This is a genomic window from Micromonospora sp. NPDC093243, from assembly GCF_044753725.1.
Lineage (GTDB): Bacteria > Actinomycetota > Actinomycetes > Mycobacteriales > Micromonosporaceae > Micromonospora.
This window is the reverse complement of record NZ_JBIVNT010000002.1, coordinates 47019-60394: the sequence shown is the minus strand read 5'-3', so window position 1 is coordinate 60394 and position 13376 is coordinate 47019. Positions and strand designations below refer to the sequence as shown.

Below are 13376 nucleotides of genomic sequence, written 5' to 3'. Positions count from 1 at the left end.
TGACCGACGGCGGCCCGTTCCGCACCGTGCAGCCGCCGTACGGCCGGCGCCGGGCGGAATGCGCCGCGCACCGCGCGGCCACGGGCGAGACTGCCCGTAAGACGTGCCCGCGGGCACCGGCGACCTCCCGCCGGCCCCGGGAGACCAGCGGACCCGACGGTCCGGCCGAGCGAGTACGGAGATGAGACCGTGACCGACACCAGCATCCCCCGCGCCGACGAGTCCCTGGACGAGGAGGAGACCGCCCCGATCGCGGCGAACGGCGACACCGAGCCCGAGGAGACCGAGCCCGAGGACACCGAGGTCGAGGCGGGCCGGGAGAAGCGGAGCGCGGCCGACAGCGACCTGTTCCGGCAGAGCGAGATCGCCGCCGACTACGTCGAGGGCCTGCTCGACATCCTCGACTACGACGGCGACATCGACGAGCTGGTCGCCGGCGGGCGCCCGATGGTCGAGGTCGTCGGTGCACGGCTGCAGAACCTCGTCGGTCAGCGTGGCGCCACCCTGGAGGCGCTCCAGGAGCTGGCCCGGCTCGCCGTCTTCCGGCAGACCGGCACGCCGAGCCGGCTGCTGCTCGACGTGGGGGGCTACCGGGCCAACCGGCGCAAGGAACTCGCCGCGGTGGCCAAGAACGCGGTGGAGAAGGTCAAGGAGTATGGCGAGGCCGTCCGGCTGGAGCCGATGTCCGCCTTCGAGCGCAAGTGCGTGCACGACGTGGTCAACGCGATGACCGGCGTCGAGAGCGAGTCCGAGGGCGTCGAGCCGAACCGGCGCATCATCGTCCGGCCGGTGGACTGACCGGGTGACCCACGACGACACCGCGGCGGGAGCCGTGGCCGGCCCGGGTGGCACCTCACCCGGGCCGTCGGCTGTCCGGCCCGGTGAACACTCCGGCGACCCCGACGCTCCGCCCGGGGCCGCGGCGGATGGTACGACCGAGGGCGTGACCGTGCCCGCGCCGTCCGACGCCGCGCTGCCGCCGGAGCTGGCCGGTGCGGCTCGTACCCTCTTCGGCGACCGCCTCGACGTCGCCGCCGCGTACGCCGAACTGCTGGCGACCGACGGGGTGCTGCGCGGCCTGATCGGCCCGCGGGAGGCCCCCCGGATCTGGGACCGGCACCTGCTGAACTGTGCCGCCGTCGCCGAGCGGATCCCGGAGGGTGCGACGGTTCTCGACGTCGGCTCCGGCGCGGGCCTGCCCGGCCTGGTGCTGGCGATCGCCCGCCCCGATCTGACGGTGACTCTGATCGAACCGCTCGCCCGACGTACCTCCTTTCTGGTCGAGGTCGTCGAGGAGCTCGGTCTGACCCGGACCACCCGGGTGTTCCGCGGCCGGGCCGACGAGGCCGCCAGCGGTACGACAGGCGCGGCCCCGCTGAGCGGTGACGTGGTCACCGCCCGGGCCGTGGCGCCGCTGGACCGGCTCGCCGCCTGGTGCCTCCCCCTGGCGGTACGGGGTGGCCGGCTGCTGGCGCTCAAGGGCGCCTCGGCCGCCGAGGAGATCGCCGAGCATGCGGCTGTGGTGGCCAAGCTCGGCGGCGGCGAGCCGACGGTGCGGCACTGCGGCGTCGATGTCATCGACCCGCCGACCACCGTGGTGGAGGTCGTCCGGGAGCGCCTGGTGGGCCCGCGTCCGAAGGCCAGCCGGAAGTCCCGGGGCGGTCGGCCCCGCGGGCGCTGACCGCCCGACCGTTCCTTCAGGAATCACGCGGGCGGTGCCGAGCCGTACCGCCCGCGGCGGCGATCGTGATCGACCAATGGTTTGGGCCTTGTCACCGGCTTCCCGGTCGATGGTTCTGTCGTTGAACCGGTGCGGGTGGACCGAAGGGATGAGAACCCGACGTGGACCGGCCGCGCCCGTCCACCGTAGGCTGACCGCGCGTCGATAGTGTGGAGCGGGCGGCGACGGAAGTTGTTGGTCCCGACCGCTCCCGCCGGGCCGCGGGCCCCGCGGGACGAGCGCGGGCGTGGCCAGTTGACGGGGTGCGGACCGACCATCCGAAGCGGGCAGGGATGACAGGTGCATGACGACGGCAGGTACGACGATCCACGCGTGACCGGGTCGGCCAACGACCATGTTTCACGTGAAACCGGCTACCCGAGCTGGTCGCCCGAAGGGGGCTCCGGAAACTCGGCGCCTCACCCGGTCGACGGCGACCCGGCGGCACGGGACCAATCCGCCGTCGGCGGGATGTCGTCCGGGTCGGAGCCGAGCGGCTCCCCGGCCTCGCGGCGGGCTGCGGAGGGCACGCCGCGACCGGCGAACGCCCCCGCTGACGTCCGGTCGACCCAGCCTCGCCGGAACACGGCCGCCTCGGCCCGGTTCGAGCCGGCAGTGCCGCATCAGCCGACCCCCGACGCGGTACGGGACGCGGCCCCGGTGGCCGTGGCGGCACCCGAGGTCGCCGGCGCTCCGGCCGAGCCGTACCCGGCCCCGCCGGCTGCTGACCCGTCGTCCGTTTCACGTGAAACGGACGTAGACGATGACCCACCGTTGGCTATGGAGGCGATGCGCGCCGTGCAGATCCTGAACCCCAGTGGCGAGGTGACAATGCCTCGGCCCGAGCGGACCCGGGTCATGTGCGTCGCGAACCAGAAGGGCGGTGTGGGGAAGACGACCACCACCGTGAACCTGGCGGTCGCGCTCGCGCTGCACGGCAACCGGGTGCTGGTGATCGACCTCGACCCGCAGGGAAACGCGTCGACCGGGCTGAACGTGCCGCACCACACCGGTGTGCCGGACGTCTACGACTGCCTGATCAACAGCGTGCCGCTCGACGACGTCGCCCAGGCGGTGGAGGGCATCCCCAATCTCTGGTGCGTGCCGGCCACCATCGACCTCGCCGGTGCGGAGATCGAACTCGTCTCCGTCGTCGCCCGGGAGTCTCGCCTGGACCGGGCGATCACCGCGTACCCCGGTCACTTCGACTACGTCTTCATCGACTGCCCGCCCTCGCTCGGCCTGCTCACGGTGAACGCCCTGGTGGCCGCGCAGGAGGTGCTCATCCCGATCCAGTGCGAGTACTACGCGTTGGAGGGGCTGAACCAGCTGATCAACAACATCAACCTGGTCCGGCAGCACCTCAACCCTCGGCTCGAGGTCTCCACCATCCTGCTCACCATGTACGACCGGCGTACCCGGCTGGCCGACGCCGTCGAGCAGGACGTACGCAACCACTTCGGCGACAAGGTCCTCCAGGCGGTCATCCCGCGCAACGTGCGCGTCTCCGAGGCGCCCAGCTACGGCCAGTCGGTGATGACCTACGATCCCGGGTCGCGGGGCGCGACGAGCTACTTCGAGGCCGCCCAGGAGATCGCCGAGCGGGGCGCCATGGAGCCGGTGAGCCGGAATGCGTAGTGCGGACGAGTCGTCGGGAGGCGAGGCATGAAGAACCGTCCTCGGGGCGGTCTGGGTCGAGGCCTGGGGGCGCTCATCCCGACCGGGCCGGTACCGGGCGCCGGTGCGATCACGGCTGAGCCCGAGAGCGGACCGGTCGACGCCGAGCCGGTCAACGGGGCGGTAGCGCCGCCGAGCCCGACCCCCGTTCCGGAGCAGCCCGAGTCGACGTTGAGCCCGGTGCCCGGCGCGCGGTTCGCGGAGATCTCGGTCGACGCGATCGTGCCGAACCCGAAGCAGCCGCGGCACGTCTTCGACGAGGACGCGCTGGAGGAGCTGAAGACCTCGATCCAGGAGGTCGGCTTCCTCCAGCCGATCGTCGTACGCCAGCTCGACGACGAGAAGTACGAACTGGTCATGGGCGAGCGCCGCTGGCGGGCCGCCCAGGCGGTCGGCAGGGAGAGCATTCCGGCGATCATCCGGGACACCCGTGACGACGCGATGCTCCGGGACGCGCTGCTGGAGAACATCCACCGGGCGAACCTCAACCCGCTGGAAGAGGCGGCCGCGTACCAGCAGCTGCTGGAGGAGTTCGGGGCCACCCACGAGGAGTTGGCCCGCCGGATCGGCCGCAGCCGGCCACAGATCTCGAACACCATCCGACTGCTGAACCTGCCCGCTCAGGTACAGCGCCGCGTCGCCGCCGGCGTGCTCTCCGCCGGGCACGCCCGGGCCCTGCTGAGCCTGGACGACACGGAGGCGCAGGAGCAGCTCGCACTCCGCATCGTGGCCGAGGGTCTGTCGGTACGGGCGACCGAGGAGATCGTCGCCCTGGCACTGAGCGACGGGCCGGCGAAGACCCAGGCCGCCAAACGGCGTACCAAGCCGCACGCGCCTGCGCTGACCGATCTCGCCGACCGGCTCTCCGACCGGTTCGACACCCGCGTCAAGGTGGACATCGGACGGAGCAAAGGCAAGATCACTATCGAGTTCGCCACGGTCGACGACCTGGAGCGGATCGTCGGGATCATCGGGGTCGGCCAGGAGGAGTCCGCGACCGACTGACCCGATCGTCAAACGGCCGCGCACCCGACCAGGGTGCGCGGCCGTTGTCGTTACCGTCGACCTTCCGAATCCGCCCCCCAGCGGATTTGCCGGCGCCGCACCGGGGCAGCTTCGTCAGCGCGGCCATCTGTTCGGTCGGTGGGCGGCGGTTGCCGCTCCGTTCCGTCAGCGCTGGCATCTGTTCGCTCGGTGGGCGGCGGTTGCCGCTCAGCTTCGTCAGCGCTGGCATCTGTTCGGTCGGCGGCCGGCGCTTGCCGCTCAGCTTCGTCTGCGCGGTCATCGGTCCGGTCGACCGGCCGCGCTTGCCGAGCGGTTCCTCAGGTCGCCCTCGGCTTGGTCGTCGGGCGTATCCGTCCCGAGGTGCTCGCCGGGTGGAGGACGGCCGCTGTGCGATCGGCATCGCCCCCGTTTCACGTGAAACGGCCGAATGGCGAATGCGCGAGCCGCCCTGGTGCTGCGCTCCAGCATCCGAGAAGTCCGCTCGGCCGGACCGTGCGTCATCGGGGGCGGCCCCGCTGCGGAGGCCGGTGCGGCGACGCTGCCCGTCCCCAGGGTCGCGCCCCCGGGGGACCCGGCACGACACGGTGCCGTTGGGCTACGGCTGTCGTGGAGCCGTCTGCTGAGCGGTGAGAGGAGCTCCACCCCTCCAGATCGCCCTGGCGCATCGCATCCGCTCCGGACGTCTTACCGGATGGGTCCGGCGCGGTCGGACCGCCACCGGCCCGCTCAGGGCCGGCACGGGCCACTGGGATTCGCCCCAGGCGGAGCCTCGACCGAATCGCCATCTCTCCGCCAGTCGGACTGGGGCGTCAGGGCCTCCGGGCGTGACCGCCCGTCGGGGACCGCCGTCTCAAGCTTGAGGCGGTGCGCCATGGACATGGCCGCTGGATTCGACCCGCCCCCAGTGTCGGGCCTGTCCGCACCCCGACCGTCTCGCCCCGGCCGGAGTCTCCTCGCCCGGAGTGTCCTCGCCCGGAGTGTCCTCGCCCGGAGTCGCCTCGCCCAGAGTCGCCTCGCCCGGAGTCGCCTCGCTCAGAGTCTTCTCGACCGGAGTCGCCTCGCCCGCCGTAGGCCTGTAACGCTCTGGCCCAACCCTGCCCGCTCCTACCGGCCGGCTCGACCCTGCCCGCTCCTGCCGCCCAACTCTGCCCGCACGGCAGCGCGGCCCTGAGCGGGACTGTGCGACTCACCAGGAACAAGAGCCGGGGCCGGAACCTCGGCCGCGGTCGCCCGTGCGGGCCGAGGAGCGATGCCGCGACGCCGTCGGACGGAACCGACTCTGCCGGCACGGCGGATCGCGATCTTCCAGGCCGAAATCCGAGGCGCACGTCGTGGGCGGCCACGCACCGAAAGGCGGTCTTTTCTGTTTCACGTGAAACCGGGTCCGGTCTCAAACGCCGCCGTCACGCCGACCTGGCGTCACGCCGACTCGCCGTCGCCCGATCCCTCGTGTCCCCGACCCGGCACTCTCGCCGGACCGCCCCCGCTCGGTCCGCCGCCGCCTCGAACCCGCCGCCGCGGAGGCCTTGGCCGGCGGCCCGGCCCCGAGGCGTCGAGCCGGCGTCCGTCCCGCCTGCACCCAGTAGGACGCGAGCCCGTGTCCTGCGACTGCCGCTGCTGCCCTGCGGCGAGGGCGGACACCGGCGGTCGGAACCGGCGATCATCGAACGTCGGAGGCAGCGCCGACCCCGCTTCCGCAGCCTCGCGAGCCCAGCGGGGCCACGCCGGCGCAGGGCCCCGTTTCACGTGAAACGGGGCGCGAGCCGAGCGGTGCGTCCTCGATCCAGCGCGGTGGCGGAGTCGGCCAAAGTTATCCACACCGGTTTTCCACAGGCGACCGCAGTTTCACGTGAAACAGCGCGTGGAACGGGGTGTGGGCCTGTGGATGACGGGGCGTATTCGCGGCTGCGGAGGCCTGTGGATAACCGTGTGGATTGCCCGGCGCGGGTCTTCGGGGGTGCCGACGACAACCGCTGATTCGGGTAGGGACACCGGTGCTCGACTCGGTTAGGGTCAGCCTCGTGCCCGACACCCCTCCCGTAGTTCCGGACTTCACCCAGTGGCCCTCGTTCCCCTTCGAAGGCGACATCCGCGTCAAGCAGCTCGATGATCCGGTCCCGGTCGAACCGCCCCGCAAGGGCGAGGGCCCCCGGGAATGCACGGCGTGCAGCGCGCCCGACGACGCCTACATCTGGGTCGGCGAGCGGTGGCGGGTACGCGCAATGGACCGCCCGACCGGCCTCCCGATGGTCCTCATCCTGGAGTCCCGGTCCCACCTCGATCTCGGTGATCTGCCGAACCTGCTCGCCGCGGAACTCGGGGTGATGACCGTGCGGCTGGAGCGGGCGATCCGCTCGCTCGACGGGGTCGCGCGCGTGCACGTGAACCGCTGGGGCGACGGCTCCGCGCACCTGCACATGTGGTTCCTGGCTCGGCCCTACGGCCGTCTCCAGCTGCGGGGAACCTTCCTGCCGCTCTGGGACTCGATCCTGCCGCCGATCCCGGAATCCCAGTGGCGAGAGAACCTCGCGATGATCGCGGCCTGGCTCGCCGAGTTCGGCGGCCGCCCGCTGGCCGAACCGCCTCGGATCCAGTGGCAGGCGCCGTCCAGCCTCACCGACAGCGCCCCCGTCAGCAGCCCTGAGGAGGAGGAGCCGACGTCGGTGATCGAGGCGGCCGAGGAGTACCCGGAGCCGGTGGTCGCAGCCGAATTCGAAGCCGGACCCGACCCCGACTCCGACTCGGAAGCGAAGACCGATGCCGAAGCCGAGACCGAAGCTGACGCCGAAGCCGAGTCCGGTGCGGCGAAGGGTAAGCCGGCCGCCGAATAGCAGCGACGGCCAGGGACCGTCGCGCGTCCCGGCCGCCGCCGAGGTCTGAGCCGGCGCTCGCCGGAGGCGGTCAGCGGCGGCGGGCGGCGGCCCGGGCTACCAACGAGCTGAGTACCCGCCCGAAGTCCAGACCGTCGGCCGCCACCGCGAGGGGCAGCAGCGACGTCTCGGTCATGCCCGGCGAGACGTTGACCTCCAGCACGTGCGGCTGCCCGTCGGCGTCGACGATCAGGTCGACCCGGGACAGGTCCCGCAGGCCCAGAGCGGTGTGCGCGGCAAGCGCCACCTTGGCCACGGTGTCGGCCACCTCGGGCTCCAGCCGGGCCGGGCTGTGCCAGGTGGTCCGGCCGGCCGTGTACCGGGCGGCGTAGTCGTAGACCCCGTTGCGCGGCACGATCTCCACCGCCGGCAGCGCCCGGGGGCCGTCGCCGAGGTCGACCACGGAGACCGCGACGTCCATCCCGGGGACGTACCGCTCGACCAGCGCCGTCGAGTCGTACGCGAAGCAGCCCACCATCGCGGCCGGCAGGGCCGCGGCGTCGCGGACCACGGCGGCGCCGAGGCCCGAGCCGCCCTGCGCGGGCTTGACCATCAGCGGCAGGCCGAGCCGGTCGACGATCCGGTCGAGCACCGCCACCGCACCCAGCTCGGAGAAGCGGTCGTGCGGCAGGGCGACCCAGTCCGGTGTGGGGATGCCCGCCTCGCGGAGCACCGCCTTCGCCGACGGCTTGTCCCAGGCCAGCCGGGACGCCCGCGCGTCGCAGCCGACGTACGGCACGTCACACAGGTCGAGCACGCCGCGCAGCGAGCCGTCCTCGCCGGTCGCGCCGTGCAGGGCGATCACCACCGCGTCCGGCGGATCGACGGCCAGCGCCGGCAGCAGCGCGACGTCGGCGTCCCGGAGCTCGACGTCCATGCCGACCCCGCGCAGCGCGTCGAGCACCCGGCGGCCGGAGCGCAGCGAGACGTCCCGTTCGTAGGAGAGCCCGCCGGCCAGCACCAGGACGCGCAGATCGTCGGTGACGGCGGAAGCGGTCACGGATTGTTCGGCAGCGGTCGTACCCATGCCGGAATCATGCCAAGTCGGGTCCCGGCGCGTCCGAGCCGGCCCGGCCCCGACGCGAGCCGGCCCCGCGCACGGTGCCGAACACCCGGCGCATCGCGAGCTCCTGCTCCATCACCCCGGCCAGCCGGCGTACGCCCTCGCGGATCCGCTCGGGCGGCGGGAAGCTGAAGTTCAGCCGCATGTTGCCGCCACCGGTGCCGTCGGCGTAGAAGCCCGTCCCGGGGACGTAGGCGACCCGGGCGGCGACGGCGCGCGGCATCATCGCCTTGGAGTCGAGGCCGTCGGGCAGCGTGGCCCAGACGAAGAGGCCCCCGCCGGGAGTGGTCCAGGTGGTGTCCGCCGGCATCAGGTCGGCGAGCGCGTCCAGCATCGCGTCGCGGCGCTCGCGGTAGACCTCGCGGTAGACCTTGAGCTGCTGCCGCCAGGGCATGGTGCCGAGGTACGTCGAGACGGCCGCCTGGGCGAAGCCGCTGGGGCAGAGGATCTGCGCCTCGCTGGCGATGACCAGCTTGTCGCGGACGGCGTGCGGAGCCAGGATCCAGCCCACCCGCAGCCCCGGCGCGAAGGTCTTGGAGAAGGTGCTGAGGTAGAAGACGCCTTCCCGCCGCCGGGCCCGCAGCGGTGCCGGCGCCTCACCCTCGAAGCCCAGCTGGCCGTACGGGTCGTCCTCGACCACCAGCAGGCCGGCGCGCTCGCAGATGTCGAGGACCCGTTCCCGGCGTTCCTCGGTCAGCGTCACGCCGGTCGGGTTCTGGTAGGTGGGGATGGTGTAGAGGAACTTCACCCGCCGGCCGGCCCGGGCCAGGTCGGCGATGGCCGCCTCGAGCGCCTCGGGGATCAACCCGTCGTCGTCCATCGGCACGTGCACCACCTGCGCCTGGGCGGCCTGGAACACCCCGAGCGCGCCGACGTAGGTCGGGCCCTCGGCGAGCACCACGTCGCCCGGGTCGAGGAAGAGCCGGGCCACCAGGTCGAGCGCCTGCTGCCCGCCGACGGTCACCACCACGTCCTCCGGGGAGGCGCCGCACCCGGCGTCGATCCCGGAGAGCGCCATCACCTCGCAGATCCGCTCGCGCAGCTCCAGGGTGCCCTGGCCGATGCCGTACTGGAGGGTGGACACGCCCTGCTCGGCGCCGAGTCGGCCGAGCATCTCGCCGACCGCGTCGAGCGGCAGCGCGGCGATGTAGGGCGCACCGCCGGCGAGCGAGACGACCTCCGGCCGGCTGGCCACCGCGAAGAGGGCCCGGATCTCCGAGGCGGTCATCCCTCGGACGCGACGGGCGTACCGGTCGGTGTAGTCGTCGAGCGTCGTACCGGTCATGACATCACCTCGATCGCTGCGGGGCGGACTCCCGTTCGGGGCATACCCGGGACACCGGCGACCATGGCGGCACGGGACGCCGAATGTCGATCCTAGTCGGCCGTGACCAGGGGCGGCGGTACGGATACGAGGACCGTCCATATCCCGGACGCGGTCACCCGCCACGGTGAGGGTTCGCGCGTCCTCTCCCGTACGGTCGGTTGGCGGCGTACGATCGCTCGTCGGGGGCAGGAAGGCGGCGCTGTCGTTCCGTGCCGGCTTCAGCACCGAGCCTATTTGTGGGGATGCGCCATGTCGCGACGCCTGGTCAGCTTGACGCTGGACACCCTGGAGGATCTGCCCCGCCCGTGCCGGCAGTGCGTCTACTGGGAGCTCGATCCGGTCTCCGCGGACCGCGCCTGCGCCGCCGGCGATCCCGGCCTGGAGAAGGAGGCCTGGGTCTCCCAGACGCTGCTGGAGTGGGGCTCCTGCGGCAAGCTCGCCTACGTCGACGGCATGCCGGCCGGCTTCGTCATGTACGCCCCGCCGGCCTACGTGCCCCGCTCGATGGCCTTCCCCACCTCCCCGGTCTCCGCCGACGCGGCGCTGTTGATGACCGCCAACGTGGTTGCCGCCTTCGCCGGCGGCGGGCTCGGCCGGATGCTCGTGCAGGGCGTGGCGCGGGACCTGACCAAGCGGGGTATCAAGGCGATCGAGGCGTTCGGTGACGCGAAGTTCGGCGACGCCGACGACCCGGCCGGCGGCTGCGTCGCCCCCGCCGATTTCTTCCTCTCCGTCGGGTTCAAGACGGTACGTCCGCACCCGCGCTTCCCCCGGCTGCGCCTGGAGCTACGTACCGCCCTGAGCTGGAAGTCCGACGTCGAGTACGCGCTGGAGAAGCTGCTCGGCTCGATGAGCCCGGAAACGCTGCTCCGCCCGGTCCGCCCCGCCCCGGCCACCCGGTCGACCACCTCCGGCTGACCCGCCCGGCGCCGCGGCCCAGCCGGGCCGGCCAGCGCGGCTCAGTCCACCACCGTGCCGGCGGCGACCACCGCACGCAGCTCGCTGACGTCGATCGAGCCGGTCGGCACGTCCCGCTCGATCGGGAAGTACATCCGCTGCACGGCGGCCACGATCGCCTCCACCACCCGATCCCGGAACCGGGGATCCACCAGCCGGCCCCGGTCCGCCGGAGAGGTCAGATAGCCCAGCTCCACCCGGACCGCCGGCATCCGGGTCAGCCGAAGCAGGTCCCACGCCTTGGCGTGGGTACGGCAGTCGCGCAGCCCGGTACGCGCCACGATCTCCCGCTGCACCAGCCCGGCCAGCCGCTCACCGGTCGCCGAGGTGACCCCGTTGTCGGTGCCGTAGTGGTAGGTCGCCACGCCGTCGGCATCCGGATTGGCGTGTCCGTCGGTGTGCAGCGAGATGAACACGTCGGCGCCGAGGGCGTTGGCGAGCTGCGCCCGCTCGGTGTCCGGCAGGCACTCCCCGGGAGCCGGCCCGCGGGTGAGCTGCACCCGTACCCCTGCGGCGGCGAGCCGACCCTCCAGCCGGCTGGCCAGGTCGTGCACCAGTTCGGCCTCGGTCCAGCGCAGATTCCCGTCGGGCACCACCACCCCCGGGTCCGTGCCGCCGTGTCCCGGGTCGATGACCACGGTCCGGCCGACCAGGGTCGGGCCGGACTGCCGGATCGCGTCGGACTCGCGCAGCCACTGTGGGCGGCCGCCGACCACCTTGCGGCCCAGCCGGCGCAGCGCGTTCATGGTGTGTGGTCCGCACGAGCCGTCCGGGGTCAGCCCCACCTCACGCTGGAACTGGGCGACGGCCCGGGAGGTCCGTACGCCGTAGATCGCGTCCGCCCGGCCCGCGTCGTACCCCATCTCCAGCAGGCGCTCCTGCAGTGAGCGGACGTCCTCGCCGGTGAGCGGCTCGGGCACCGCGTGGTAGAGCGTGCGGGCGCCGAGTCGCCAGCGTGCGGCATCCAGGGCCCGCCAGGTCTCCGCGCCGACCCGGCCGTCGACGCTCAGCCCGCGCGACTGCTGGAACGCCCGTACCGCCCGCTCGGTCTCGACGTCGAACTCGTCGTCGTGCGGACCGGTCGTCCTCGGGAGCAGGTCGAGACCGGTCAGGACCGTACGAATCTCCGTGACCGCGGGCCCGCGGTCACCGGGACGGATCGGACGCACGCACGACCCCCTCTGCACGGAAGCTGGCTGGCCGGGCGGCCCCGGCTTGAGGTTATGCGCTCCGGACCGGCGAGGTGGCTCGGGCGGGAAAAACGCCGGACCCCGCACCCGCCGTGAGGCGGATACGGGGTCCGGATGCTTTCAGCGCCGGGTCAGAGCGCCGATTCGATCAGCTTCACCAGCTCGCCCTTGGGCTTGGCCCCGGCGATGGACTGCACCGGCTCGCCGTTCTTGAACACGGTCAGGGTCGGCACGGACATCACCCGGTAGTTCCGGGCGGTCTCCGGGTTCTCGTCGATGTTGAGCTTGACGATGGTGACCTGGTCACCCATCTCGCCCGCGATCTCCTCGAGCAGCGGCGACACCTTGCGGCACGGACCGCACCACTCGGCCCAGAAGTCCACCAGCACCGGCTTGTCGGACTTCAGTACGTCGGCGGCGAAGCTCGCGTCGGTGACCGCCTTGGTTGTTCCCACTATGACCCTCCTCCGGGTGTGTTTCGGTTGTTCAGCCCTGCAGCGTGGCGATGAAGCGCTCGGCGTCGAGGGCGGCGGCGCAACCCGTGCCGGCGGCGGTGATCGCCTGCCGGTAGGTGTGGTCCACCAGGTCGCCCGCGGCGAACACACCCGGCACGTTGGTCCGGGTGGTCGGCGCCTCGACCTTCACATACCCCTCGTCGTCGAGCTCCACCTGCCCCCGGAAGAGTTCGCTGCGCGGGTCGTGCCCGATCGCGACGAAGACGCCGGTGACGTCGAGCACCTTGGTCTCGCCGCTGTGCACGTTGCGGAGGCGGACGCCGGAGACCTTACCGTCGGCGCCGAGGATCTCCTCGACCGTGGAGTTCCACTCCACCTTGATCTTCTCGTTGTTCAGCGCCCGGTCGGCCATGATCTTGCTGGCCCGGAACGAGTCACGCCGGTGGATGATGGTGACCGAATCCGCGAAGCGGGTGAGGAAGCTGGCCTCCTCCATCGCCGAGTCGCCACCGCCGACGACGACGATGTGCTGGTTACGGAAGAAGAAGCCGTCACAGGTGGCACAGGAGGAGACGCCGTGGCCGAGGTACTCCTGCTCGCCCGGCACGCCCAACGGGCGCCAGGCGGAACCGGTGGAGAGGATGACGGCGCGGGCGCGGTAGGCGGTCTCGCCGACCCAGACGGTGCTGACCGCGTGGGCGCCGGTGTCACCGGTGTCGACCAGCTCGACCCGGGTCACGTCGTCGGTGAGGAACTCGGCGCCGAACCGCTCGGCCTGCTTGCGCATGTTGTCCATCAGCTCGGGCCCGAGGATGCCGTCGGCGAAGCCGGGGAAGTTCTCGACCTCGGTCGTCGTCATCAGCGCGCCGCCGGACTGCACGCCCTCGATCACCAGCGGCTTGAGGTTGGCGCGCGCGGCGTAGACCGCCGCTGTGTAGCCAGCCGGCCCGGAGCCGATGATGATCAGGTTGCGGACCTCGTCCACTGCCGTCTCCCGAGTTGTGTGTGTTCGGCGTCGGTGCGCACCGACGCCGATCCGAGTGCCGACCCCTGGAGAGAGCCGGCAGCTACTTGCGAAACTCATCGTACGAACCGGGAATTCCCGAGCCGGG

At 72.3% G+C, this 13376-nt stretch carries 10 protein-coding genes and 1 pseudogene; 6 read left to right on the top strand and 5 right to left on the bottom strand.

The genetic code is table 11. The features are described 5' to 3' along the window. The first annotated feature begins 189 nt into the window (after nt 1-189). The 5 genes and pseudogenes from ACIP9D_RS04975 (at nt 190) to ACIP9D_RS04955 (ending at nt 7233) form a co-directional block, all read left to right on the top strand. Entirely contained in the window at nt 190-798 is a 609-nt protein-coding gene (locus ACIP9D_RS04975; RefSeq protein ID WP_350868688.1) for a R3H domain-containing nucleic acid-binding protein, read from the top strand. Nucleotides 799-802: 4 nt separating this feature from the next. Next, entirely contained in the window at nt 803-1681 is an 879-nt protein-coding gene (gene rsmG, locus ACIP9D_RS04970; protein ID WP_400449354.1) for a 16S rRNA (guanine(527)-N(7))-methyltransferase RsmG, read from the top strand. 339 nt (nt 1682-2020) lie between these two features. Next, entirely contained in the window at nt 2021-3358 is a 1338-nt protein-coding gene (locus tag ACIP9D_RS04965) for a ParA family protein (RefSeq protein WP_350868690.1), read from the top strand. Nucleotides 3359-3565: 207 nt separating this feature from the next. Next, nucleotides 3566-4402 (top strand): annotated as a pseudogene (locus ACIP9D_RS04960) (ParB/RepB/Spo0J family partition protein); the annotation flags it as partial. Nucleotides 4403-6423: 2021 nt separating this feature from the next. After that, entirely contained in the window at nt 6424-7233 is an 810-nt protein-coding gene (locus ACIP9D_RS04955) for a hypothetical protein (RefSeq protein ID WP_350868694.1), read from the top strand. Nucleotides 7234-7303: 70 nt separating this feature from the next. Here ACIP9D_RS04955 and ACIP9D_RS04950 read toward each other — a convergent pair whose 3' ends face one another. Further along, nucleotides 7304-8299: a D-alanine--D-alanine ligase gene (locus ACIP9D_RS04950; protein WP_350868696.1), complete on the bottom strand. Its 996-nt coding sequence runs from the start codon at nt 8297-8299 to the stop codon at nt 7304-7306. 7 nt (nt 8300-8306) lie between these two features. Continuing rightward, a complete protein-coding gene (locus tag ACIP9D_RS04945) occupies nt 8307-9620 on the bottom strand; it encodes a PLP-dependent aminotransferase family protein (protein ID WP_350868697.1) in 1314 nt (437 codons plus the stop codon). A gap of 291 nt (nt 9621-9911) precedes the next feature. Between ACIP9D_RS04945 and ACIP9D_RS04940 the strand changes: the two genes are divergently transcribed. Continuing rightward, nucleotides 9912-10580, top strand: coding sequence for a GNAT family N-acetyltransferase (locus ACIP9D_RS04940; protein ID WP_350868698.1), 669 nt, complete (start codon nt 9912-9914; stop codon nt 10578-10580). A 41-nt stretch (nt 10581-10621) separates the two neighbouring features. Here ACIP9D_RS04940 and ACIP9D_RS04935 read toward each other — a convergent pair whose 3' ends face one another. The 3 genes from ACIP9D_RS04935 to trxB all read right to left on the bottom strand — a co-directional run bounded on the left by ACIP9D_RS04935 (nt 10622) and on the right by trxB (nt 13249). Next, nucleotides 10622-11788, bottom strand: a complete 1167-nt coding sequence (locus tag ACIP9D_RS04935; protein ID WP_350868699.1) for an N-acetylmuramoyl-L-alanine amidase — start codon at nt 11786-11788, stop codon at nt 10622-10624. Nucleotides 11789-11940: 152 nt separating this feature from the next. After that, entirely contained in the window at nt 11941-12264 is a 324-nt protein-coding gene (gene trxA / locus ACIP9D_RS04930; RefSeq protein ID WP_350868700.1) for a thioredoxin, read from the bottom strand. A 31-nt stretch (nt 12265-12295) separates the two neighbouring features. Continuing rightward, nucleotides 12296-13249, bottom strand: a complete 954-nt coding sequence (trxB, locus tag ACIP9D_RS04925) for a thioredoxin-disulfide reductase (RefSeq protein WP_350868701.1) — start codon at nt 13247-13249, stop codon at nt 12296-12298. Nucleotides 13250-13376 lie beyond the last annotated feature (127 nt).